Source organism: Photobacterium sp. TY1-4 (assembly GCF_025398175.1).
In the GTDB taxonomy this organism is placed as follows: domain Bacteria; phylum Pseudomonadota; class Gammaproteobacteria; order Enterobacterales; family Vibrionaceae; genus Photobacterium.
Genome location: NZ_CP099735.1, coordinates 922,732 through 943,157, shown reverse-complemented (window position 1 = coordinate 943,157; position 20,426 = coordinate 922,732). Strand labels below are relative to the sequence as shown.

Here is a 20,426-nt window from a genome sequence, read left to right as displayed (position 1 = left end):
CCTTGGTCTAAGCGCCCCGATTGATCTTATCTTTCAGGGTTTGTTCGAGCTGGAGCGGTTTGCGCCAGTCTGGCCGGCCCGCCTTTTGTTGTTGAATGCCCCGCCAGATGGTGATAAATGAAGCCAGGCTGCGTGCCTCGGGTAACTGTTCGCCATAGCTCTGTAAAGTTTGACGTTTTGAGAAGGCGTCGATTTGAGCGCACCGCTTCAATTGAATATATGTCAGTAATCGGGCCTTGGCGAAATCTCCCTGGACGACCGTTCGCAGCAGTTGAATGAATAATGGCATCTTTCGGTGATGGGCAAAGCGCTTGAAGCCCACATAGAGGCCTGCCAATCCGGCCAATCCGGCCAGCCCGGCCAGACCCCACCCGAGAGGGCGGGCATAGGCGCGCACAAATGAGGCCGGGGTGTGGTGGACTGAGTAAGTTTGTCCCGCGACAGACAGCACTTCCAATTGTTGGGTTTGGCTGTTCCACCATTTGAGGGTGTGGGCTGGAAACCGGATGTCGCCACCGGTCTGGAGGATATATACCACTTCGTCGGTTCGGGTGGAGACATAATTGCCCCGGGTACTGGCATCGGCTAAGGCACTGGGCTGCGGATATGCCTGGTACTGCGACGCTGCCCCGGTGTCGAGGAGTGGTGGGATCAGGATGGACAAGGTGTTATCCGCTTCCAGGTGAACGGTCCGAGTGATGGCGTCTCCGACCTGGAGTGTCTCGGAAGAGGGTTGCCATTGCTGCGTCAGCGAGACGCGGGTGGCGGTAAACCAGGGTTCACCGGCTTTGAGTTTACCGCTGGGAATACTGGCTTCAAACGAGCGCGCCGGGGTTGATAGCGTCCCGTGCATGGTCTGGCCTTGCCCGTTGGCAACCTGGACATGGACCGGGATGGGTGGGATCGTAAATTGTCCCGATGCTTGCGGATACAGCGTGATTTCCCAACGCTGTCTTGACCAGGTTTCATTCCCGCGGCGCTCCGTATAGTTGGTTGCCAGTGAATTGCGTTGCTTGGCAATCAGATCCGGTACGTCAATGGTGCCGATGTTCGTCCCCCCGGAGAACCAGCGCGGGGTGGCGATGTCGACATAAAAAATCACCTGTTCATGGACCGCATAGGGTGTGGTTCTGGCCGCATCCGGCGAGCCAATCCAGGCCCGGATCTCAACCGGCTGTTCGGCGCTGGCTTCGGGGGGCGGTGCTGCCGAGCCGACAGGGCCGAAAATCGCGCAGCTCAGCCAGATACAGGAGAAGAAACAGCACCGGATGGTGGGCGTCATGGCGATTTCTCCTGCTCGCGAAGCTGAATCATAAATTTAGAGCTGAGGAACACTTTCGGATCGGCATTGACCCGCTTAAGCCATTTGTCGGCCAGCTCGGTGCTGCCCAGAATTTGTTCGGCGTTGAGGGTTTCTTGTTCCAGCAATGACTGGGTGGCCGTTTCCTGCGCGCCCTCGGCGGTTTGTGGTTGATCGCCGAGCGCCTTGCTGGCGTCGGGACCATCGGGTGTCCCGGTCTGGCTTTCGCTCATCCGGTTGATATCTTCAATCAGGGTGGAAATGACTTGCAGGTTGTTGGCGACCCCTTGCCGGAGTTGTGGATCCAGATTGGGCCGCTCTGCCAGCTCGCGCAAGAGCGTTCTGGCGGCAAGGTATTCCCGTTGTCTGGCCAGCGCACTGGCGGCATAAAAATCACCCCAGTCGGAGCCCACTTCCAGGAACTCGGTATGGGCCAGTTTGAACTCACTGGCATAATAATAAGCGATGCCTTTCCGGAGCGGATCCCGGTAGTGGCGGGCGGCTTCGAGGTATTGTAGTTGATTGAACAGGCGTTGCCCTTGCTGATCCGGTGTCAGCCATAAATCCATCCACCACTGGCTGATCCGATTCCAACGGCTGACCGATTGCTGTGCCGCTTCTGGTTCGACGCTCGACTGGACGGCTGCGACTGTCGGCGTCGGCAGCGCAAATATCATGGCGGCCAGGTACCCGACAAAACACCACTGGACAACCCAGCCTTTGCGGAACCACAGTAACATCAGGAGGGCGAGTAGGGCGACGAGCGGATAGCCCATATCTTGCCAGGGCATGGCGGATTCACTGTTGAGCTGCATATGCCGTTCAATCGCGCTGTTCAGTGTGGTGAGGTCGTCTTGATCCACCGTTGCGGTCACAAAACGTCCGTCGGTTTGTGCGGCCAGAGATTTGAGGGCCCGGGTATCCATCGGGTTCTTGCTGACAACGGCGGGATTTCCGGCCCCGTAAACCAGAAGTTGGTAGGGGTGCGCGGTGAAAAACGTGGCAAAGGCGTCAATGGCTTTAGGGGTGATCCCGTCTGAGATGAACAGCACGGTGCCTCCGGCGTGTTCCTGGAGCAGTGTCTCGATCGCTGGAAGTGTGGTTTCAGCGGCTTTCCCCGGTTTGGGCATGACCTCGGGGGTAATCGCGGCCAGAAATGGATTGAAGACAGCACTGTCCTGGGTCAGCGGCATGGCGATGTGAGCACTACCGGCGTAGACAATCAATCCGGTTTTACCTCCTGCTCTTAAAGCCAGCAGATCCCGGATTTTTTGTTTGGACCGTTCCAGACGGCTGGGCGGCAGGTCGGTTGCTAACATGGAGTCGGAGTTATCCAGCACAATCACCAGTGCCGCTTTGTCTTCACCGAAAGGGGAGGCTTCCCGCTGCCAGGTGGGGCCGGCACAAATCACGATGGCCAGCCCGATAATCAAGGCGAGTAATTTGAGCGGTAATTGCCGCCGCCAGCCCTGTTCGCCCAGTGTGAGTGCCGTGCGCAGGTGAGGCGGGATGATGTCCGTCCACGCCGGTCTGGCTTCCAGTTTCCAGCGCAGGTACAGCAGCCCGCCGAAAGGGATGAATGTGAGCAGCCACCCGGGACGGATAAAATGAAACTGGCTCAGCAGCAGGGTGAAACTCTGGAGATCCGGCATCAGCGCTCCTCCGGCGCAACGTTGGCCTGGCGCAGCCGACGGTAGGTCGCGAAAGAAAAGGCAACGAGATACATCAACAGCACGGCGATGATGAGCGCGTGATGCAACGAGACTTTGGGCCGGTAGGTGGTGCTCTCATAAAGCTGGGGCTCCAGTGTGTTGATGGCATCATAGGCCTGTTGCAGCGCCTGGCTGTCCATGGCCTGAAAAGCCTGCCCGCCGGTTGCCCGAGCGATGCGGTTGATGATCGTCATATCCATCGCTTGTTCGCCGACCGTATCCGGATCGCCCATGGCGATGACGTGGATCCGCACGCTTTTGGCGGCAGCGACTTTGGCGGCATCCACTGGGGCGACGAAGCTCCCGGTATCATTGCCGTCGGTGAGCACGATGGCGACCTTCTGGCGTTCGGGATCGGGGAGGGTGCTATCAACAGGGGTGTCCTCAAACACCTTGATGGCCAGGCCAATCGCATCCCCCAGCGCGGTACTTTCACCGGCCATTGCCACCTCAGTTTGGTCGAGCAGGGTTTGCCAGGCTTGCAGATCGGCGGTGAATGGGGTTTGGACAAAGGCGGCGTCACCGAACAGGATCAACCCCAGCCGATCTCCGGTTCGCTCAGCAACAAAATCGGTCAGTACGTGCTTGGCTGCATCCAGCCGGGTGATCTGCTGGCCTTCCGGCGTGCTGAAGTCCGTTTCGGCCATTGACCCGGACAGATCCAGCACAACCATCAGATCCCGGCCAATCTTCTCCCGGGTTTGCGGCTCTCCCAGGAGGGTTGGCTTGGTGAGTGCAAGCAGCGTCATGCCCCAGGCGATGATCAGGATCAGCCGCTGCCAGGGGCGGGGCTGTAATTGCATGGCGCCCTGGGTGGGCGGCTCACCCAGCGCATCAATCAGCAGCTGAAAGAAAGGAACTTTCGTTGCCGTCCGGCGTGTGCGATAGGCCGGGACCAGCCAGTGGATCAGCAGCGGCAGGGGCAGTAGCCAGAGCCAGTGCGGGCAGGTGAGCGACAGGCTGGCGCCGAGCATCAGGGTTGCTCCGCTTGGGCCGGATCCGGGCGGTGACGGTTTAACCAGTCGAGACACCGGGCACGCAGTTGTTCTTGTTCGTCTGGTGACAATCGGTACTGCGCGGTGTGCAGGCTCTCGAGCCAACGGTTGCCAAGCGGGCTGCTGAAATGATGGTCGGCATTGGGCTCGTAGGCATCTAACCTGCGCAGAAAGTCTTTCCCGAACAAGAGATTGTCCGCTGGGTTGAGATAAGACAGTACCCGTTTGAGGATCACGAAGAGTTGATACTCAAACCCGGAATCAACGGCTTTGAGCCGACGGACCACCAGACAGGCCTCGCGGCGATAGCGGTTTCGCCACCAGTGGCGGGCTGTTTGGCTCAGCCAGGACAATAGTGCTGCCAGCAAGAGTAGGCCGAGGATTTTCCAACCCAGGGTTTGCGGAAGCCAGCTGACGGTGTCCGGCAGGCCGACATCGTCCCATGCCTTGAGGATGTAGGTGCTGGGAGGCGCAGGCATCGTCATCGGTAGCCTCCAATGGCTTGCTGAAAGGTTTGCAAGTGCTGCCCGGTGGTATCGAGTTCGACCAGCGGCATTTCATTCAGGGCCATGAGGTGGGTGAGTTGCTGCCGCGTCTGGTGGGCACGTCGGCTGAGGCTGGCCGAAGCGGCGGATACCTTACCGGCTGAGTCCAGACTTAGTTGGTGAGTGCCCTCGCCAACCACCCACGCGTGTTGATGGAGTGATTGTGGCAGGGATGCTTCCAGCGGATCGGTGACGAAAATCCCGAGGACATTGTTATTGCGTTGCAGATATTGCAGTTGTCGGAGATCTGCCTCGGTTGCATCATGCCAGTCGCTGATGAGGATGATGGTCCAGGACTGTGGCCGCAGCCGGGCAAGGGTGTCGGTCAGATGACTGAACCGGACTTGCACGGCATTCTGGCTGTGCGCATTTAAAGACTGATTGGTGTCCGTGAGTTGCTGTAAAGCGCGCATTAGATGCGGCTGAGAGCGCTTGGCCGAAAAGTGGGCAAAACGCTGAGGACTCGCGATGAGAAACCCGATCCTGTCATTGTCTTTCAGCACCCGCCAGCCGATCAGGGCAGCAATTTCAGCGGCCACCACAGATTTCATCAGCACCTGGGATGAAAAAAACATCTGGCTGCGCTGATCGACACAAACCAGTACATTTCGGTCTTTTTCTTCGCTGTACAGCCGCACATGGGGTTTTGTGTCGCGAGGACCATGAACAGCGGGGGAAGCGGGTGGGTTTTCTCACCGACGGTGATGGTTCCCTCAGCCATGGCCTCAAGCAACGCGGCTTGCACTTTGGCCGGCGCCCGGTTGATTTCGTCGGCCAGGACGATGTTGGCAAAAATGGGCCCCGGCTGGAAATAGAGCTGAGGCTTGCCCTCGATTTCCTGGTACATCTCCGTGCCGGTGACATCCGACGGCAGCAGATCAGGTGTGAACTGAATCCGGCCGAACTGGGCAGTCAGTGATTGGGCCAGCGCTTTCACCGAGCGGGTCTTGGCTGTGCCGGGTAGACCTTCGAGCAAAATATGGCCGCGACTGAGCAGGCCGATGATCAGGGCTTTAATCACGGCCTGTTGGCCGACGACCGATTGTCCGATGTGTTCTTGCAACGCCTGGATGGCCTGACGCGGATCTGACATAAGCGCCTCGGTTCGTTGATGACCACATTGATAAACGGATCGAAGGGCAGGCTTTCGCCGGGCGCTTCCGGTCCATTTTCTGTCTGCAAAGGAATGTACGGTGCCGCCTCGCTGGACAGACATTACGACTAAGATTAGTCCAATGGCTTGGTTTTGATTCTTGAGAGTAATACTAATTCAGCAATACTTAAGTGTTACTCACTGGGCGTCGGAGGTGGTGATGATGGGCTGATTTCCGAAAATTATTGAGTTGGTGTGGTTGAACCCGCGCTCAGTGGTGGCGTGAGGTGTGAAATCAAGTCGCGCAGGAGGAATTCATGCGTAAGAAGATAATCAAGACTTTGGCGCTTTGCAGCGCATTGGTGGCGGCAAGTGCGTTTGCCGAAACGGATAAACCCAATATCCTGGTGTTTTGGGGCGATGACGTCGGTGTGTACAATGTCGGTGCTTATCATCATGGGATGATGGGCGGGCAAACACCGAATATTGATCGTATCGCCAAAGAAGGGGCGCTGTTTACCGATGCCTATGCCCAGCAAAGTTGCACGGCGGGTCGTGCTTCGTTTATTTTGGGCCAGCATCCGTTTCGGACCGGTTTGTTAACGATTGGGATGCCGGGGGCAAAAGAAGGGATCATGGATAAAGATCCGACGATTGCCGAGTTGCTCAAAGAACAAGGTTACACCAGTGGTCAGTTCGGGAAGAATCACCTGGGTGATCAAGACGAGCACTTGCCGACCAAGCACGGGTTTGATGAATTTTTCGGCAACCTCTATCACCTCAACGCAGAAGAAGAGCCGGAATCCGAGTTCTATCCCAAAGATCCGGAGTTTCGGAAAAAATTCGGTCCCCGGGGCGTGTTGAAATCGTCTTCGGACGGCAAAGTGGAAGATACCGGCCCGCTGACCCGCAATCGCATGGAAAATGTGGATCAGGAGTTCTTGGAAGCTAGCCTGGCGTTCATGGAAAAAGCGGTGAAAGACAACAAGCCATTTTTCATCTGGCACAATTCGACCCGGATGCACGTCTGGACGCACTTAAGTGAAAAATATCAGGCGAAATCAGGCTATGGCCTGTATGCCGATGGGATGATGGATCTTGATGATCAGGTCGGGGCAATGCTCGATAAGCTCGATGAGCTCGGGGTCGCTGACAATACCATCGTCATTTTCGGCACCGACAACGGGGCGGAGAAATTTACCTGGCCTGATGGCGGGGTGACGCCGTTCAAAGGGGAAAAAGGAACAACCTGGGAGGGCGGCTTCCGGGTACCGATGCTGGTTCGCTGGCCGGGTAAAATTAAACCGGGTACCGTGATCAATGACATTTTCTCCCAGGAAGACTGGATGCCAACCTTGCTGGCCGCTGCCGGTGAGCCGGAAGTGAAGGAAAAACTGCTGACAGGGTACAGTGCCGCGGGCAAAACCTTTAAAGCCCACCTCGATGGCTATAACCAGATCGACTTGCTGACCGGAAAAGGCCCGGGTGCCCGTAATGAGATTTTTTACTTTGATGCCGGCGGAAACCTCAATGCCCTGCGTTATAAAGACTGGAAAATCCATTTCAGTATTATGGAAGGGGCAATCAACGAAGCGTATCGTAAAACGCCCAGTTGGCCGCTGCTGATTAACCTGCGCATGGATCCGTTCGAAGTTGGTCCGGATTCTGCACTCTATATTCGCCATTTCTATGCCGATCAAATGTGGACCTTCGTTCCGGCGCAGGCGATGGTGCGTCAGTTCCTGGAAACTTTCAAAGACTTCCCGGCAACCAAAGGTAGTTCGTTGAGCATTGAGAATGTGCTCCAGTCCATGACTCAGCAACCACCGAACCGACAGTAATTGCTGCCGGATGACAAAAAAGACCTGCCATGTGCAGGTCTTTTGGTTTGGGGACGGAACGCATCCCAAAGAAAGAGCACGGCTCAGGGTTTGTAAATCGTCTTCCAGTCATTTTTCATATCGACGAAGAGCCAGCCTTCTTTTTTGCCGACCTCAAAGGACTTGTCTAATCGGCCGACGGAGGAGTCTCTATCGTAGGCCCATTCCCGCTTGTCATCGGTATGGTGGATGATTAATGACAGGCGTGGTCCGGGACCGGTTTTGGTCCATTGCAACATTTGTAAATCCCCATCGGAGTTGCCGAAGGCCATGACCGGGCGCTTGCCGATAAAGTTCTGGATAGTCACTGGTTTCACCGCCTTATCGTTGACAAAATCCAGCTCTGACAGCCGGCGGATAACCGGTTTACCGTCGATATAGGTGTACTCGGCTTTGAGGGTGGTACCGACAATGTTGGCGGTCGGAATTTGATAGACCTCTGGTGCCCAGACCCGCATGAATTCAATCCCGCCGCCGGAGACAATGAAGGTTTGATAGTCATTTGCCCGGAGATAATCGAGCAGCTCCAACATCGGTTGGTAAACCATGTCGGTATAGGGTTTACCGGTAGTTGGGTGCTTAGCTGTTTTGAGCCAGTCGCGCACGGCTTGATGAAACGCTTCGGTGGTCATGTTGCCATGTGAAGCCATCACCAGCTTCATGATCCCGTCAAGCCCCTGAGCGCTGAGGGCTTCGATATCACCTTTAAGCAAGGATGCGAAAGGCTCGGTGGTCTTCCACTCCGGGTGTTGATCCGCCATCGCTTTGACCCGGTCGATCGCAAAATAGACCTGTAGGTAAATCGGCTTCTCCGACCACAAAGTCCCGTCATTGTCGAAGGTTGCGATGCGGTCCGCGACGGCGATGAAGTCATCCGAGCCTGGTGTTGTGGTCTGGGTGACAAACGCGATAATTTGTTTTTTAACTGCAGAATCCTGCCAGGAGGGCAGGGGATCTGTGGTTGATGCCATTGCCGTTGAACAGATGGATGTAACCAGAAGGGCTAACAATTTTGGATAGCACTGCATGTGGATACCTCTTTATTGTTAGTGAATGGGGATTCACGTTTGTTAAGTGTAGAGGGGCGGGCATCGGGCTGGTGTCTGTTTTCAGACTGAGTTGCGGCGATAATATGGGATGTAGGGGAAGCGATTAGATTAGTGAGCAGTATTTCAAACTAATAATACACGACTTGCATATCACTCTGCGCTGCTTTAGATTGGCCGACTTCATTGACAACTTACTTTTGAACGAATGACAGGGATTTCAATGGCTTCACTGCTGAACCCGAAAGTTGATCTGCGTAAACTGATTTTGTTGCTGACCATCGCCAGTGTACTGATCACCCTGAGCAATGCCTTATATTCCATCTATAAAGTGCAACGTGATCTGCTATTAGAAAAAACGCTGAATGCCAATCAGGTCTATGCGGTGAAGATGGCAGAGACCACAGATATTTTTATTGAAGCAGCGCAAGAGCAATTGGAATACAGCGCCGGTATCCTGAGCCGGGCGATGCGGGATGAGGCGGTGCTGATGTCTGAAGCCGACCGCTTACGCCGGCAAACCAAAACATTTAATTCCGTGTACGTTGTGAACGCCCAAGGGGTCATTGTTGCGGTCTCTCCGGAAACTCTGGAAGTCAAAGGGGCACAACTTTCGTCGGAAAATTCATTACGGCCGTTGCAAGCCCAGCGCCCTATCGTTACTGATCCCTATATATCGCTGGCCGGGAACTACCTCATCAGTATTTCAAACCCTATTTTTTCCGCCCAGGGCGAGTATCTGGGGTATATCGCCGGGACGATTTATCTGGAAAAGCAAAATATTATTGCCAGTATCCTGGGCAAGCATAGTTATAAGGATGGCTCTTATCTGTATGTGGTCGACCGGACGAAAACCTTGATCCACCATCCTGATAAAGCGCGGATTGGCCTGATGATCCCCGATAATGTGGCCATTAATACCGTGTTGACCGGCGAGAAAGGGGCCAAGGATATTACAAACCATTTGGGGATCGACATGTCTGCCGGTTATGCCCCGGTTGAAAGCACCGGTTGGGGGATTGTGGCCCAGCGGCCAAAATCCGCGACGTTGTCGGAGCTGGATGCTCAAATGGCAGATGTGTTTGTGAAAACGATCCCGATCGGGCTGGTGACGCTGTTGGGGATCTGGATTTCATCTATTTTTATTTCGCGGCCGTTGTGGCAACTGGCGAGTGGGGTGCGCTCCATGGAGCGTGCCGAAACGGTCGAGCATATCCGGCAAATTCGCTCCTGGTATTTTGAAGCGGCGCACCTGAAAGCGGCGATCACCCGGGGGTTTGGCCTGATGTCCCGTAAGATCAACCAACTGGATTTAGACAGCCATACCGATCCCATGACCGGGTTACTCAATCGGCGCGGCATGCTCAAAGCCCTGGATGTTTTTGATGAAAAACAGCAGCCGTTTTCGGTGGTGGCGTTGGACATTGATTTTTTTAAACAGGTGAATGATTCCTACGGCCATGATGTGGGTGATGAGGTTATTTCGATTATTGCAAACCTGATGCGTGAGCAAGCACGGCGGGATGATATTCTTTGTCGTTCCGGTGGTGAGGAATTTCTGATCTTCCTGGCCGATACCAGTCCGGAGACCGCCTTTGAAGTTGCTGAGCGGTTGCGGCATGTGGTTGAGGCGTTCGAGATCCCGATTGTCGGACATGTCTCGATTTCTGTTGGCATTGCTTATTGGCCGGGACGTGCCGTCAATATTCATGCGGCGATGAAACAGGCCGATAATGCCTTGTATGACGCCAAGGCGAATGGCCGCAACAGGACTGAAATTTGTGCCGAATTGTTGTGTGCGGAAGCGAGCTGAGTTAAGCCTTTCAGGCAGAAGACCAATGCAATCTGCATCAAAGGGCAATGGCGAGCGCCATTGCCCTTTTGATTGCGGTTTGTTTACGGATAGGCGATGCGTCGCTGCCCGATGACAGCCGCTTTACCTTGTACACTCACGCGAGTGATCGACTGGCCCGAATACTCGAGGGTGGCTTCAATGCTGGACGGGCTGCCCATCGCCAGGCCTTGCTCGAATCGAAACTGGTGCTTGCCGGGGAAAACGTGTTGCGCCAGGTAACAACTTAATGCGCCGCCGGCACTGCCGGTTGCGGCTTCTTCATCGATCCCATACAAAGGCGCAAAGTTGCGGCAATGCGCCGTAAGCGTCTCGTTCTCACTCAGTTCAAATACATGAAAGCCAATGGTGTTAAAGTCTCGGCTGTATTCAGCCATACGTTGAAAGTCAGGCTGCAGCCGGGCCAGGAAACCGGAGGCCACAGGCACCAGTATATCCGGCAACCCGGTTGAGACGGTTTCGATCGGCAGTTGCGTATCGCGGATTGCTGCTTCAGAGATCCCCAACGCCCGGGAGACGGTATCGACTGCCGGGCCCGGGCGCGTGTGTGGTAGTGTCTGTTCCATCCGGACAACGTCTGTTTCGATCTCAATCCCCAGAATCCCGGCTTTGGTTTTCTGGGTGTAACGTCCCGGTTGAAGGTGACCTTGATCCCGCATGGCTGAAAAGGTCGCGAGTGTCGCGTGACCGCAAAAATCGACTTCGCCTTCCGGGGTAAAGAATTCAACGTGAAAGTCAGCGTCGGAGCCGGTTTGTACAAAAGCGGTTTCCGAATAGCCGACTTGGCAGGCGATGTCTGTTTTTTGCTCACAGGTCAGGTCTGGGGCATCCAGCACCACGCCTGCGGGATTCCCGCCGCTGCCGTTATCGGTAAACGCGTTGACCAGCAGTACGGTGAGTGAGTGGTGCATGGCAGTTGCTGAAGCAGAAGGTGTTGTCATTTCGTGGCCTTTCCTGAAGCGGGTATTTATCTGAAGGCCATCATAGAAGAAAATTTGGTGTATCGCACTTTGATTTAATGCATTCTGATTCATTGCGTCTTGATTTATTGCGTATTGATTGATGACGCTTTGGGTTAGTGCACACACGGTAGGGTGGCGGGATGAACGAATCACCGGGCCAATCCCATCATCTTGGCCCGGCCTGTTTCAGATTACGCTTTCCGGATGTCCAGTTCGGCGGGTTCCGGTCGGGCTGCGCGTTGATCGAGCCTGCCGCTCAAGCGGGTGAGGAGCAGCGCGACAAGCACAACCACTGCGCCGACCCACGGGGTGTGCATCAGGCCGGCTTCGGCAACGATGTGGCCGCCACCCCAGGCGCCGAGTGCAATCCCAATATTAAAAGCCGCAATGTTGAGGCCGGATGCGACATCGACCGCGTCCGGGGTATATTTCTCTGCCAGCTTGACAACATAAACCTGCAGCCCGGGGACATTACCAAAGGCAAAAGCGCCCCAGATCAAAATGGTTGCCACAGCTGCGATAGGATGGACTGCGGTAAAGTGAAAGAGCACGAGTACGCCGGCCAGGCCGCTGAAGATAAGCGTAAGTGCGCGGATCGGGCCCATTTTATCGGCCATCTTGCCGCCCCAGATGTTACCGGCTGCAACAGAGACGCCGTAAACCAGCATGATCAAACTGATGGCATTGGCGTTAAATCCGGAGATCTGCTCCAGGATTGGGGTCAGAAACGTAAACGCGGTAAAGGTACCGCCGTACCCAAGCGCTGTAATGGCATAAACCAAGAGCAGGCGAGGTTGGATCAGAACCTTCAACTGCGACGACAGTTTGGCTGCCGGGGATTGTCTGAGGCGAGCAGGGATCAGCAGGGCACTACCAATCAGTGCAATCAGACCCAGCAGGGCGACCGTCAGAAATGTTGCCTGCCAGCCAAATGATTGACCGATGTAGGTCCCCAGTGGTACACCGGTCACTAAGGCGACAGTGAGTCCGGTAAACATGATCGCAATCGCGCTGGCCGCCTTTTCTTTGGTAACCAAACCGGTGGCAATGGTTGAGCCGATGGAGAAAAAGACACCATGGGCGAGCCCGGTCAGAATGCGCGCAGTCACCAGGGTGGTGTAGCCGGGTGCCTGCCAAGCCAGCAAGTTCCCTACCACAAACAGTGACATAACCGCCAGCAAGACATTCTTGCGTCGCCAGTTTCCTGTCAGTGCGGTTAACACCGGGGCACCAACGGCTACACCAAGTGCGTAAAGACTGACTAACAATCCTGCCGAAGGCAGGGAGACGTTTAAATCTGCCGCCATCGTCGGGATCAATCCGACGATCACGAACTCGGTGGTTCCAATTGCAAAAGCGCTGAGCGTCAATGCAAACAGTGCTAAAGGCATAATTTCTCTCTCTTTGGATGATTGGTCCGCGAAACCATCTTTGGTGTGGCATCTCGCGGGTTGAGAGAAGTATTGTGAAAACCGGCTTTGTGAAAAATAGCGCCTTGCGCAAATTACTTTTGTGGTAAATGCAATAAATGGTGCCAGTACCGAGTGGCACACAGTTGAAGTGCGCAGAGGCATATACTCCTGGTTGTCAGGTGTCCGGTTATGAAACATAGGCTCGCGAGCCAAAACCGGGTTTGTGCTATCGTGTAGCTATGAAATACATGGCGGCGAGAAATGATGGTTTTTTCAAGCGCCGAACCCCATCGGATACCCACGACTGATCTATGAACACACTGCATCTCAAAGCGCTGTTACTTGCGGCAGAAACCGGCTCGATATCTGCTGCGGCCCGCCAAATGGGTAAAAAGCAATCCCAACTGAGCCAATGGATCTCTGATCTGGAGATTGATCTAGGCGTTCAATTTTTCGAGCGAACGGGCAACAAAACCATGTTGAGCGAAGACGGGGCAAGCTTGCTGCCTCATTTGGCCCATACCCTGAGCCAGTTCGATAAGTTTGTCCAAAGTGCTGAAGTGATCGCGAACCATGAACCGAAGGTGCTCTGCATTGGGATTGAGAATTATATTCCGGACAACGCATTCACGCCGCCGATGGCTCATATTCTGGCACTGCTGCAACTCAACATTGAGCTCTACCGAGATGAACGAGCTCAGTTGGAACAGGACTTGGCCGATGGTCATGTTGATATCATCATGATGCACGAGTCGGACACACTGCATCATAAATCGTTTGATTATTGTCGCTTGGGGCAGTATCGCGAGGTGTTGCTGTGTAGCCCGAACCATCCATTGGCGCAACATGCTTGCGTGACCAATCAGGATTTGAGTCAGTATCGTGAGTTGGTGTGGGGAGATGCCAGCGAAGGCGACAGTGACGAAACCAATGATGGTTTCAGTCCGTGCTATGCCCTGTTTTCTGATCTCTCGTCTCTGATCGCCATGCTCATCCGGCATCAGGGATTTGCGTTTTTACCGCAAGCTTGTGTCAGCACATACCTCGAATCCGGCCATCTGGTTGAGCTTTACTGCGAGGTTGAACCAGCTGATATTCAGCGGCGGGTTGAGCTTTGCTGGCGCAACGGACTGGCCTTTTCTGACACCGGGCGTACCGCCCTTGCGGCTTTTCGGGAGCATCACCAGCTGAGCAAATGATGGGGATAACAGTGGTGCGTTTCGCATGCAGTGCCCCGGCCCCGGTTGAAAGAGAAACGGGGCAGCAAAGCGCCTGCCCCTTCTGAATTACCGCTCTGCGTCGTAGACGATATCTCCCTGTAGCACCGTCATTATGATTGGTGTCTCTGGGATTGCGTCGATCGGCAAGCGGGTAATATCCTGCGCCAGAAAGACCAGATCGGCTGATTTCCCGATTTCAAGCGAGCCGGTGATCTCACTGATCCCCAAACTTTTTGCGGCATTGATGGTGTAGGCATCAATCGCAGCATGAATATCCGGCAACCCGGTGTGGCCCATTTTCAGGCTATTGGCAATGCCCACTAATGGGTTGATATCGTGGACATTCCAGTCACTGCTCAAGGTGACGTTGGCGCCGGTCGCAAAAATTGCGTTCAGGTTCATCAATGCACGGGTGCGCCTGGCGCCAAGGAAAGCCTCTGCCCATTGATGATCGTGGTGGGCGATATAATCAGAACCAACCTGAAAATCTGCGGTGACATTGAGCTCGGCAAACCTTGGGATATCTTTCGGGCTGACCAGCTCGACATGGGTGAGTGTGTAAGGTCTTTTCGAGCCCTGATGGCGAACATGGTCAATGGCATTGAGTGACTCCCGGATTGCCCCATCGCCGATGGCATGGACATGGGCGCTGTAACCGATCTGATCCAGGGCATTCAGCCAGGTTTTCATTTGCTGCGGCGGAATATAATTGATGCCGTACGGCTCGTCAGGGATATAAGTGTCCCGATAGGGAGCCAGGGTTTTGGCCGTTCCGTTGATGAAAATCCCATCGCTGTACATTTTGACCTGATCGGCCCACAGCAGTCGGTTGTGGTCACCGGACTGAATTGATTTCAAAAATGCCAGTTGTGACGCCATCGGCTCGGTCGGGTAAATCCACGGTCGCAGGGAGACCCGCGCCGTTAAGGTGCCGTCTTGCGCGGCTTGTTGCCACACCTCATACCAGCCTCGTTTCCAATACAAGCGGCCGTCACCGATGGTGGTGATACCGTGTGCGGCGGCTTCTTCCAGGCCGGCCATTAAGCCATCGTAACTTTGCTGAAAAGGACGCTCCATGCTGTTCCATGCCAGCTCCATTACAATGTCGCCTGCGTTATCGAGCAAAATGCCATTCAGCTCACCGGTTGCTTCATCCTTGAGGATTTTACCGCCCTGCGGCTCTGGCGAACGGCTGGAGAGTCCGGCGCGTTTCAGGGCTTCTGAGTTTACCCACATTGAGTGGGAGGTTTGCTCCATGATCACCACTGGCTGATCCGGGAAAATGCGGTCAATCACGGCTAAGGGGGTATCTTGATTCTCATCATGTAAAATGGCATCCAGCGAGAAGCCGTAGCCCATCAGCCAGCCGCGTGAATTCGCTTGCTGACGACACGCTTTCAGATACGGGACTTGTTCTGCCAGCGATGCTTCCGCGTTCAGCTCGCAGTTGCCACCGACTTCGGAAGCGGCTTCAAACACATGATTGTGGTTATCGATAAAGCCCGGCATCACAAAGGCCTGCCCGGCATCGATGAGTTGGGTTGCCGGAGCCTGATAGGCCCGGCCTTCGCGGGCTTGGCCTACAAACACAATTTTGCCGTCATCAATGGCGAGGGTATCGGCATCGGGATGGCCATAAATTTGAGCGTTGGCGATGATTACATCGGCGGGTTCTGCTGCCATCAATGGGATACTGCAGAGAACGCTCGTGATTGCGAGAAAGTGGGCTGGGCGCATGGCTCTGTCCTTGGCTGTATTCACCGGGTCGGGAAGTGTTATTTTGTTGGGGGCAGTTTACGGCATTGGTAAGCATTGCGGAAAATAGTGACTATCAGGGTTTTCGGATAGTGCGTAAGTGTCTGGTCTGAACTATGCGGACAGTTGAAACCCGATGGCTTTTTGACCCCGTTTGCCGGGTCGCATCTCGACCCGGCGAACTTGCTACAGGATCACCAGCCCTAGTGGCGATAACAGCTGCTCTTGTTGCCAGTCACAGATTTTGACGCCGAATAACGATACCTGGCGAATATCCAGACCTTCCAGATCGACATGGGTTAAATCACATTCTTCCAGATTGAATTGATCCCATTGATCGGCACTGAACTCACCGCGGGATAAGTCTGATCCTTTGAAACTCGCGCCGGATAGGTTGGCACCATGCCAGCGGTTTTCAAATAAGTCACATTTTTCAATGATGGCGCGTTCAAAGTTACTGTAGGTCAGGTTGCACCCGGTGATATACACCGAGCAGAAGTAAACGGCATGGCTGACATGGTTGGCGAAATTCGCGCGCTGAAAATTGGCACCTTTCAAGTCACATTTACGCAGCTCCAGCCCAAAACAATTGGCTTGGCTGAAATTACACATTGCCAGCATACAGTTACTGAAGCTGGCATCTTTCAGATCAGCGAATCGGAAGTTGCACCCTTCCAGTGATTGCGAATCGATAAACTGACAATCAATGAACTGAGCATCCTTTAAATCAGCATGGTCGAAGTCACATTGAAAAAAGTGGCAACGCTTAAAGGTATGGCCTTGTAAATCCTGTTTAGAGAAATCATGCTGGTGGAAAGTCAGATCAGCTTGAATCACATTATTCTCCCGGGTTGCCCTCAACCATGTTGTCTAAAGCAGGCATCGTATCTGAAGTTCAAGTATTTTTCACTTGAAATCCGGCATATTAAGGCCAATTGCATTGTCCTTTGGAGCACGGCCTTTAAGGGAGAATTGATTCTTCAAACCTGCCTGCCGGTACCTTGAAACCTGCAAGACAGTACCCGAGCGGGCATGAAATGCAATTGGGCTGTCCGGGCAGTTGCGGTGGGTTACAAATGTCGGTCATCCCGACTGTTCAGCAGGCGTTGCAGCCGTTCGACTTCATCCAGTAAATCAAGCGCGATTGCAATGCCGGGGATATTCAGCCCCAAATCTTGCTGCATGCGACCGGCGCGCAATGCCCGACGCAGATTGATGGTGGCGAAACGCCAGTGAATGGGCCGATCGCCCTGCGGATCGAGCACGCCTTCTTCAACCAGCGCGATCACCCATTCGGCCGGTTGACCGCAGGCACGGCAAAGCTCAGCTAGGCTCAGCGATGGTTCATGCTCGGCAATGACGGTAATGCTGAGCTGACCTGAAGTAACTTTTTTCTTCATGACTTAAACCCAAATTGGCTACGGGGATTAAAAGGCATCAGATCCTGCATCTGCCGGAACAGGGCTTTTTCCTGCTCGGTTTCTACTTTGGGTTGGACGATATTCAGGGTGATCAACATATCCCCGGGAGACGTCCCGGGAAGCCCCCGGCCGCGAAGCCGCAGGATTTTGCCGGACACTGAGTTGGCCGGTACGGTCACCTCAATGGCTCCCGTGGGCGTCGGTATCTTGATTTTAGCGCCCAGCGCGGCCTCCCATGGTGTAACAGGGAGGGAAAGACACAGATTTTTCTGCTCAAGCCGGTAGAGCGGATGCGGACGAAAACTGACTTCCAGATAAAGATCGCCTGTCGCGCCGCCGCCATGACCGGGCATGCCCTTGCCGCCGAGACGAATGTGCTGACCTTCCCGGACCCCTTTGGGGATTTTTAAATTCACGGTCTGAGGTTGCGTGCCGTCCAGCGGAGATGCCGGCAGGGTAAGGGAGCGTACCGCGCCATGAAAACTGTCTTCAATATCAATTTGAACCTTGGCGTGGATATCTTCGCCCTTGGCCGAGAAATGCTGATGGGCACTGCGAGCCTGATGAGCCCGCTCGGCTCTGTGGCCAAAGTGACCGCCAAACAGTGATTCAAAAAAATCCGAAAATGCAGCGGTATCGCCCTGGGTGAAGCCATCACTGGAAAACTCAAAGTTGCCCTCCCAGTTTGGCGGTACATCAAAATTCTCCCCGGTGTGCCAGTCTTTCCCGAGCTGATCATACGCGGCGCGCTTCTGGGGATCCTTGAGCACTTCGTAAGCCTCTTTGGCCTGGATAAACTTTTGCTGGGCGTCGGGATCTTTTGACACATCCGGGTGGAATTTGCGCCCGCTTTTCTTATAGGCTCGTTTGATATCCGCCAGCGTCGCATCGCGGGGGATCTCAAGGATGGCGTAATAGTCACGATATTCCATAGCACCACGATTCAGACGGAATGTTAAACAACTGAAAGTTGAAATGGGCTCAACGGGTCCACGTCCCGGGAGATTACAGTTCGTTGCATTCGAGACAGGGTGCGTCTCCGAAAAATCCTGAGGCACCGATGCCCATTCCAGTTTAGGCAAATGCTCAACAGTGCTGGTTTCATTGGGGAGACAATACACGCACCGGCTAATGGGTGAAGTGTTGCCAAACCTCTCGCATGACGGGGAGCACTGAAATGACCAAGAGCAAAGACATCGTAAGATTAAACCAGCGCAAGTAGGTCCTATTTTCGAGGTAGCGACGAAGCAGCGAGCCGAACATGAGCCAGATTCCGACACAGGGGAAAGAAATAATAAAGAAGGTGGTAGCAATCGTCATGTTCTGCAACGCATAGTGTTCTCCAACGGTAGTAAAGGCGGAGATTGCGCCAATCGCCACAACCCATGCTTTCGCATTTACCCATTGGAACAGAGCACCTTTGATGAAGCCGAACGGTTCGGTGGTTTGGCTTGCTTTGTCAACACCGCGGCTTCCGGCAATCAGCCCGGCTAAGTACAGCAAATAACAGGTACCGGCTATTTTAATCGCCAGACTAAGCTGCGGAAATAGCTGAAATAAATGGCCAAAGCCCTGTCCGACCAGCAAGAGCATGACAGAAAAACCGACACAGATACCGGTGAGCAAAGGCAAGCTTTTACGGATCCCGAAGTTCACCCCGGAAGTCATGATCATGATGTTATTCGGGCCGGGTGTTACTGAAGAAGAAATGGCAAAGAGCACCACAGACAATATGTATTCCATCTTGCGTTCCTCCTGAACGTTGGACGCAGATCCTGACGGATCCCTGAATTCAGCTAGAAGTAGTGTTTATCGAACGAATGGTTTTTATATCGAACGATTGGTGTATATATTGAGCGACAACGGTATGTTTGTCAAAAAAAACGTTCGTTTGTTATAATGAACGTAAACGCTAAGAGTGATGAATTGAGCTGCTGACTGTTATGATCAGAAATGAACCGCCTATCGCGCAAATTGCGGCAACCCTGCATGCTGAGCGGCAACGCTCGGGATTGAGTATTGCTGAGGTCGCAAGACGAGCCAAGATCGCGAAATCGACGCTATCTCAGCTGGAAAATGGTGTCGGGAATCCAAGTATCGAAACGCTATGGTCTATCTGTGTTGTCCTTGATATTCCGGTGTCCCGTCTGCTTGAATCCCCCAGACAAGAAACGAAAATTATTCGCTATGGCGAGGGTGTGTCCGTCTCTTCCGCAAACAAGGACTATCAAGCCACGTTGCTTGCCGCATGTCCGCCTCACGTCAGCCGGGATATTTACTGGATTGAAGTCAAACCCGGACAGCCGCATTATTCCGAACCGCACCATACCGGTGTGATCGAGCATGTGATTATCACCAAAGGCAGGGCAAGACTCGGCTTGCGCTCGGAGAGCTATGAACTTAACGAAGGGGATTACATTTCTTATCCCGGTGATTTGCCGCATATGTTTGAAGCCCTTCAGGAAGGTACATGTGCCATCCTGATTTCGGAACATCGCTAGCACCAAGGCACGGCGATAACAGCGGGCGGGATTGCGCTCAAGCAATCTACAATTTGTGTTTCAAGTGTTGTACATTTGCGAGATCGAATTGTCCGCGAAAATAAATCGCTATTGTATAGGCTAAAAAGTACACATGAATGACAGATATGAGAGTGGCCTGGAAAGCTACATGGCGATCTTTGGTGAAAATGGCAAGCAAGCCCTTGATGGCTTAAGTCTGATTTCACCTGATCTTGCAAAGTATATGGTTGAGTTTGGGTTTGGAGATATTTATCAGCGCTCGCAACTTGATGTCCAACGTCGGGAGCTGGTGACGATTTCAGCACTCACGGCATTGGGAAACTGCCAGCCGCAACTGTATGGCCATATTCAAGGGGCGCTCAACATCGGCTGTAAACCCGCAGAAATTGTTGAGGTGATCATGCAGGTTGCGTTGTATGCAGGCTTTCCCGCCGCGATCAACGCTATGCTGACGGCAAAAGATGTATTTATTGAACGCGGTATTTTAGAAACCGAGTAAATACTGATTTTGAAATTTGATATTCAGGTTTCCTCGCTGAATAAAATGGTAAGGAACACCAATTGTTCCTTACCGATGAATCAACATCCTGACAAGACAACCCGGCCGTATTAAAGATTCGACCGGCTATAACGGACCATCATGACGGATCACGTGCGATCATAATATGCGGCGTAGCGCGGTTGACGATCTTTATGGGCTTTGTTTCCTGT

The 20,426-nt window shown here is 53.8% G+C and carries 18 protein-coding genes and 1 pseudogene; 5 read left to right on the top strand and 14 right to left on the bottom strand.

Annotated elements, in window-relative coordinates:
- Nucleotides 1–7 precede the first annotated feature (7 nt).
- From NH461_RS20985 to NH461_RS20960, 6 genes and pseudogenes are all read right to left on the bottom strand, one after another.
- On the bottom strand, nucleotides 8–1,282 hold the full coding sequence (locus tag NH461_RS20985) for a hypothetical protein (protein ID WP_261604540.1): 1,275 nt from the start codon (nucleotides 1,280–1,282) through the stop codon (nucleotides 8–10).
- Nucleotides 1,279–2,952 carry a VWA domain-containing protein gene (locus NH461_RS20980; RefSeq protein WP_261604539.1) on the bottom strand — a complete coding sequence of 558 codons (1,674 nt, stop codon included), beginning with the start codon at nucleotides 2,950–2,952 and terminating at the stop codon, nucleotides 1,279–1,281. Before NH461_RS20980 ends, NH461_RS20985 begins: the two co-directional genes overlap by 4 nt.
- Nucleotides 2,952–3,986, bottom strand: a complete 1,035-nt coding sequence (locus tag NH461_RS20975; protein ID WP_261604538.1) for a VWA domain-containing protein — start codon at nucleotides 3,984–3,986, stop codon at nucleotides 2,952–2,954. The genes NH461_RS20980 and NH461_RS20975 overlap by 1 nt, the downstream gene beginning before the upstream one ends.
- Nucleotides 3,986–4,492, bottom strand: coding sequence for a DUF4381 domain-containing protein (locus NH461_RS20970; RefSeq protein ID WP_261604537.1), 507 nt, complete (start codon nucleotides 4,490–4,492; stop codon nucleotides 3,986–3,988). Before NH461_RS20970 ends, NH461_RS20975 begins: the two co-directional genes overlap by 1 nt.
- The gene (locus NH461_RS20965) at nucleotides 4,489–5,190 is read right to left on the bottom strand and encodes a DUF58 domain-containing protein (RefSeq protein ID WP_261604536.1); all 702 of its coding nucleotides are present in this window, start codon (nucleotides 5,188–5,190) and stop codon (nucleotides 4,489–4,491) included. The genes NH461_RS20970 and NH461_RS20965 overlap by 4 nt, the downstream gene beginning before the upstream one ends.
- Nucleotides 5,190–5,645 (bottom strand): annotated as a pseudogene (locus NH461_RS20960) (AAA family ATPase); the annotation flags it as partial. The gene NH461_RS20965 and the pseudogene NH461_RS20960, both read right to left, overlap by 1 nt.
- 317 nt (nucleotides 5,646–5,962) lie before the next feature.
- On the opposite strand from NH461_RS20960, the gene NH461_RS20955 reads away from it, so the two are divergent.
- The gene (locus tag NH461_RS20955) at nucleotides 5,963–7,486 is read left to right on the top strand and encodes an arylsulfatase (RefSeq protein WP_261604535.1); all 1,524 of its coding nucleotides are present in this window, start codon (nucleotides 5,963–5,965) and stop codon (nucleotides 7,484–7,486) included.
- Nucleotides 7,487–7,569: 83 nt separating this feature from the next.
- On the opposite strand, the gene NH461_RS20950 is transcribed toward NH461_RS20955, so the two are convergent.
- Nucleotides 7,570–8,496, bottom strand: a complete 927-nt coding sequence (locus tag NH461_RS20950; protein ID WP_261604534.1) for an HAD family hydrolase — start codon at nucleotides 8,494–8,496, stop codon at nucleotides 7,570–7,572.
- Nucleotides 8,497–8,794: 298 nt separating this feature from the next.
- Between NH461_RS20950 and NH461_RS20945 the strand changes: the two genes are divergently transcribed.
- The gene (locus NH461_RS20945; RefSeq protein ID WP_261604533.1) at nucleotides 8,795–10,384 is read left to right on the top strand and encodes a sensor domain-containing diguanylate cyclase; all 1,590 of its coding nucleotides are present in this window, start codon (nucleotides 8,795–8,797) and stop codon (nucleotides 10,382–10,384) included.
- An 83-nt stretch (nucleotides 10,385–10,467) separates the two neighbouring features.
- Here the strand turns inward: NH461_RS20945 and NH461_RS20940 are convergent, their stop codons facing one another.
- Both NH461_RS20940 and NH461_RS20935 read right to left on the bottom strand, forming a co-directional pair.
- Nucleotides 10,468–11,364 carry a PhzF family phenazine biosynthesis protein gene (locus tag NH461_RS20940; protein WP_261604532.1) on the bottom strand — a complete coding sequence of 299 codons (897 nt, stop codon included), beginning with the start codon at nucleotides 11,362–11,364 and terminating at the stop codon, nucleotides 10,468–10,470.
- A 212-nt stretch (nucleotides 11,365–11,576) separates the two neighbouring features.
- On the bottom strand, nucleotides 11,577–12,776 hold the full coding sequence (locus NH461_RS20935) for an MFS transporter (protein ID WP_261604531.1): 1,200 nt from the start codon (nucleotides 12,774–12,776) through the stop codon (nucleotides 11,577–11,579).
- Nucleotides 12,777–13,108: 332 nt separating this feature from the next.
- Here NH461_RS20935 and NH461_RS20930 point away from each other — a divergent pair, with 332 nt between their 5' ends.
- On the top strand, nucleotides 13,109–13,996 hold the full coding sequence (locus NH461_RS20930; RefSeq protein ID WP_261604530.1) for a LysR family transcriptional regulator: 888 nt from the start codon (nucleotides 13,109–13,111) through the stop codon (nucleotides 13,994–13,996).
- A gap of 87 nt (nucleotides 13,997–14,083) precedes the next feature.
- Here NH461_RS20930 and NH461_RS20925 read toward each other — a convergent pair whose 3' ends face one another.
- The 5 genes from NH461_RS20925 to NH461_RS20905 all read right to left on the bottom strand — a co-directional run bounded on the left by NH461_RS20925 (nucleotide 14,084) and on the right by NH461_RS20905 (nucleotide 18,936).
- A complete protein-coding gene (locus NH461_RS20925; protein ID WP_261604529.1) occupies nucleotides 14,084–15,754 on the bottom strand; it encodes an amidohydrolase in 1,671 nt (556 codons plus the stop codon).
- Nucleotides 15,755–15,958: 204 nt separating this feature from the next.
- The gene (locus tag NH461_RS20920; RefSeq protein ID WP_261604528.1) at nucleotides 15,959–16,609 is read right to left on the bottom strand and encodes a Qnr family pentapeptide repeat protein; all 651 of its coding nucleotides are present in this window, start codon (nucleotides 16,607–16,609) and stop codon (nucleotides 15,959–15,961) included.
- Between the two features lie 233 nt (nucleotides 16,610–16,842).
- Nucleotides 16,843–17,172, bottom strand: a complete 330-nt coding sequence (locus tag NH461_RS20915; RefSeq protein ID WP_261604527.1) for a chaperone modulator CbpM — start codon at nucleotides 17,170–17,172, stop codon at nucleotides 16,843–16,845.
- Nucleotides 17,169–18,125 (bottom strand): DnaJ C-terminal domain-containing protein, encoded by a 957-nt coding sequence (locus NH461_RS20910; RefSeq protein WP_261604526.1) that lies wholly within the window; start codon nucleotides 18,123–18,125, stop codon nucleotides 17,169–17,171. Before NH461_RS20910 ends, NH461_RS20915 begins: the two co-directional genes overlap by 4 nt.
- Before the next feature lie 196 nt (nucleotides 18,126–18,321).
- Nucleotides 18,322–18,936, bottom strand: coding sequence for a LysE family translocator (locus NH461_RS20905; RefSeq protein WP_261604525.1), 615 nt, complete (start codon nucleotides 18,934–18,936; stop codon nucleotides 18,322–18,324).
- 200 nt (nucleotides 18,937–19,136) lie between these two features.
- Here NH461_RS20905 and NH461_RS20900 point away from each other — a divergent pair, with 200 nt between their 5' ends.
- The gene (locus NH461_RS20900; protein WP_261604524.1) at nucleotides 19,137–19,694 is read left to right on the top strand and encodes a helix-turn-helix domain-containing protein; all 558 of its coding nucleotides are present in this window, start codon (nucleotides 19,137–19,139) and stop codon (nucleotides 19,692–19,694) included.
- Nucleotides 19,695–19,863: 169 nt separating this feature from the next.
- Entirely contained in the window at nucleotides 19,864–20,214 is a 351-nt protein-coding gene (locus NH461_RS20895; protein ID WP_410000135.1) for a carboxymuconolactone decarboxylase family protein, read from the top strand.
- The last annotated feature ends 212 nt before the right edge of the window (nucleotides 20,215–20,426 follow it).